A 3,456-nucleotide genomic window follows, 5' to 3' on the forward strand; every position below is an offset into this window, starting at 1 on the left:
TTCCCTTGAGAACCGTGGAAGACGACCACGTTGATAGGCCGGGTGTGTAAGTGCGGCAACGCATGTAGCTTACCGGTACTAATCGTTCGATTGGCTTGATTGCTCTCATTTTCAGTGTCCATGAATCGGCCGACGGATGTCGGCCGACGGATGAAGATTAGCTTGCTTCGTGGAGTTCAGCGCCGGAATGGCGGATAACAGCTGTCTGTTATCCGCCATCCGTCGTCTGGCCTCCGATTGCTGTCCTTCGCCGGCCTGGTGGTTCTAGCGAGGAGCTTGAACCCGATCCCATCCCGAACTCGGCCGTTAAACTCCTCAGCGCCAATGATACTATGGCTTAAGCCCTGGGAAAGTAGGTCGCTGCCAGGCCTGCCAAGGACAAAGCAATTCCTCTTGACGTGTCATGATCGAACAAAACGCCGTCTCCCCTAGCGCGCGGTATGCGCTGGCGGAGGCGGCGTTTTTTTGTGCCTGGCGTTGGCCGCTGCCGCAATTTTCGGTCATTGGACGCTTACCGTGATCGGTAGGTAGTGCGGCCTTCGAGTTCATTGGCCGTTCATTTCAAAATGGGTAGGCAGTGACGCCCGTGATATTGCAATGCCCCATAGCTCGAGGAGACTCCCATGCGTGAGTTCGTTCGTCCCGCCGCTGTAGCGTTGAGTATGGCCTGCCTCGCGGTCGCGATCGCCGTGATATCCAGCGACAGCGCAATGGCGCAGGCTACACAGGCGCCGCCGGGCCAAGCCGCAACGGCCCCGATGAAGCAGATGGCGCTGACCGACAAGCAGATCGAGGGGGTTCTCGCGGCGCAGAAGGATATGGATGCGATCACCGAGAAGTTACCGGACAACACCAAGCCGGATCCGAAGGTCACCGCCCAGCTCGAAGCCGTGGCCAAGAAGCATGGTTTTTCAAGCTACGACGACTACAATAATGTCGCCGACAACATCAGCCTCGTGCTTTCCGGCTTCGATCCGGCGACCAAGAAATATGTCGGTTCCGAGGCCGTGATCAAGGCGCAGATCGCCCAGGTCGAGGCCGACAAGAAGATGTCCGCCAAGGACAAGACGGAAGCGCTCGCCGATCTCAACGAGGCGCTGAAGGCGCCGGCGCCGCCGATCGAGAACAAGGGCAACATCGATCTCGTCGCCAGATACTACGACAAGCTGGTCGACGCCTTGGGCAATGACGAGTAGAAAACCTCCGGATCGCTCGGTTCGTTACGCCTGAGATCGCTGGCTCAGCACGTTCCGCCAAACCGCGCTTCCATCGCCCGACGGGTTCTGACCGTCTCGCTATCGCCGTCGATCTCGACGTCGCTCCATTTGACCACCGCGCCATGGGCGATGTCGTTCTTCAGCTTTACCTTATGGGCGAGGCCAATCGGCAGCGCGCCGGCTTTGAGACTGGCCGAAGCCGGCATCAGTCTGCCCCACACCGTATAGCCGCCTTCGCCGTCAAGCATTTCGCCGGCGCGCAAGCTCCGCTTTGCCACCGAAGCGACGTCGCCGCGAAAGCCCTGCGGTTGCCCGGTCGGCTCGCCACGCAGCGCGGCGGATAGAATGGAAATGTTCAGTTCCAGCCCGATCAGATGGTAGGGCTTGTACATCGCCGCAAAGCGCCCGCTCGCATCGGTCTTCAGGCCATACTGCCTGAAACAATCCGCGGCGTAATCGTTCGGCGCTTCCAGCACGACATAGACGCCCCAGCGCAGATCGCGGAATACCGGACGGCCGTCGCGTTCCAGCGACGACACCACTTCCACCACGCCGGACGTTTCCAGCACCCCGCCCGCCGCGCGCGGCCGCATCACATGCGGCAGATCGTCGACGCCGCAGGGCGGAAACGAAAGTCCATCGCCGGGCACCTTTAGCCCCGTGGCGTTGGCGATCGCGGCCATCTCGATGGCGGATTTGGTGCCATCGAGAAACGAGTTGAACATCTGCGGATTCATGCCGGCCGACTGCGCCTCAGCCGCGGTCAGCCCGTAATGGCTCCAGACCCCTGATGGCGTGACATCGTGATAGGCCGGCAGGTACTTTGTGCCCTTGCCGGCGGCGACCACGCGAAACCCGATCGCGCGCGCCCAGTCCACCATCTCGGCGGTCAGGGCCGGCTGGTCGCCATAGGCCAGCGAATAGACCACGCCGGCGCGGCGCGCCTCCTCCGCCAGCAGCGGGCCCGCCAGCACGTCGGCCTCGACATTGACCATGACGATATGTTTCGCCGCGGCGATCGCGGCGCGGGCATGCCTGATGCCGACCGCGGGATTGCCGGTCGCCTCCACGATCACTTCGATGTTATCAGATGTCGCCTTCGCGGCGTCGGCGCTGAAGCTCGTCGCCGCGACCCGCTCAGCGTCCCAGCCGACGCTGCGGCAGGCTTCACGCGCGCGATCCGGATCAAGATCGACGATGACAGGCACCTCCAATCCCGGCGTGTGCGGCACCTGCGACAAAAACATCGAGCCGAACTTGCCGGCCCCGATCAGCGCGACGCGGACGGGTTTTCCAGCCATGCGGCGGGCGTTGAGCAGATGATGCAGGTTCATGGCAGGAGAATCCGCTTTGTTTTTTGGAACGGTCCCCGACGCGGTGCAGCGTCCTTCACGCTGCGCCGCAGAGCCGGGACCCATGTGGGACGCTGGAAAAGTGTGGGCCGGGCTCCGCAGCGCATCACTTCGTGCTGCGCTGCGTCCGAGGCACCAGAGCTATTTTACTCCGCCGCCTGACGCTGGCTGCGGGCGAGCCGCAGCAGCGCATCGTCGGCCACGGCCTTGATCGGCGTGAAGTCGCGATGCGCGATATAGTCCGGCCGGGTCGGGGTGCGGATGTAGTTCGAGACCGCGTTGAGCGTGAGGTAGACGATCTTGCGCGGGTAGGGCGTGATGTTACCGGCCGAACCGTGCACCAGATTGCCGTGGAACATCAAAAGGCCGCCGGCCTTGCCGGTCGGCGCAACGATGCCGCCTTCCTTGACGAGCCGCGTCACGGTTTCCTCATCGAGCGTCCACAACGGATAGGACGTGGTCTGAACATCGTGCGAGGCCTTGAGGTCGCCGGCATGCTGGCTCCTGGGTACCAGCATCAAGGGCCCGTTGATCGGCATCACCTCGTCGAGGAAGATCGCGATGTTCATCGCGCGGGGCTGCAGCATGCCGTCGTCGCGTTTCCAGGTGCCGTAGTCCTGGTGCCATTGCCAGACGTCACCGGTGAAGGCCGATTTGGCATTGATCTTGTACTGATGCATGTAGACCTTTTCGCCAAAAATCTGCTCGACCGGGTCGATCATGCGCGGGTGGGCGCCGAGCAGCCCGAACGCCTCGTTGTAGAGATGGGCGGCAAAGGCGGTGCGCGGCGCACCGCTCTTCTCGCGCCACACCTCCGGACGCCTGGTGCCGTAGATGCCCTCCGCCTCGCGCGCCAGCAGTTCGACCTCTTCGGCACTGAACAGCTC

The 3,456-nt window shown here is 62.7% G+C and carries 3 protein-coding genes and 2 rRNA genes; 3 read left to right on the forward strand and 2 right to left on the reverse strand.

All coding sequences use genetic code 11. The annotated features are described in order from the left end of the window. The 3 genes from ABSG20_RS32680 to ABSG20_RS32690 form a co-directional block, all read left to right on the forward strand. Positions 1–103: ribosomal RNA gene (locus ABSG20_RS32680) — 23S ribosomal RNA — on the forward strand; the annotation flags it as partial. A gap of 151 nt (positions 104–254) precedes the next feature. Further along, positions 255–369: ribosomal RNA gene (gene rrf / locus ABSG20_RS32685) — 5S ribosomal RNA — on the forward strand. Between the two features lie 254 nt (positions 370–623). Next, the gene (locus tag ABSG20_RS32690) at positions 624–1,196 is read left to right on the forward strand and encodes a hypothetical protein (protein ID WP_423868579.1); all 573 of its coding nucleotides are present in this window, start codon (positions 624–626) and stop codon (positions 1,194–1,196) included. A 44-nt stretch (positions 1,197–1,240) separates the two neighbouring features. On the opposite strand, the gene ABSG20_RS32695 is transcribed toward ABSG20_RS32690, so the two are convergent. Together ABSG20_RS32695 and ABSG20_RS32700 are read right to left on the reverse strand one after the other, a co-directional pair. Further along, a complete protein-coding gene (locus ABSG20_RS32695) occupies positions 1,241–2,551 on the reverse strand; it encodes an NAD(P)H-dependent oxidoreductase (protein ID WP_423868580.1) in 1,311 nt (436 codons plus the stop codon). Between the two features lie 164 nt (positions 2,552–2,715). Further along, the coding region (locus tag ABSG20_RS32700; protein ID WP_423868581.1) for a phytanoyl-CoA dioxygenase family protein at positions 2,716–3,456 on the reverse strand (741 nt) is incomplete at its 5' end.

It is taken from the genome of Bradyrhizobium sp. (genome assembly GCF_049512235.1).
Lineage (GTDB): Bacteria > Pseudomonadota > Alphaproteobacteria > Rhizobiales > Xanthobacteraceae > Bradyrhizobium.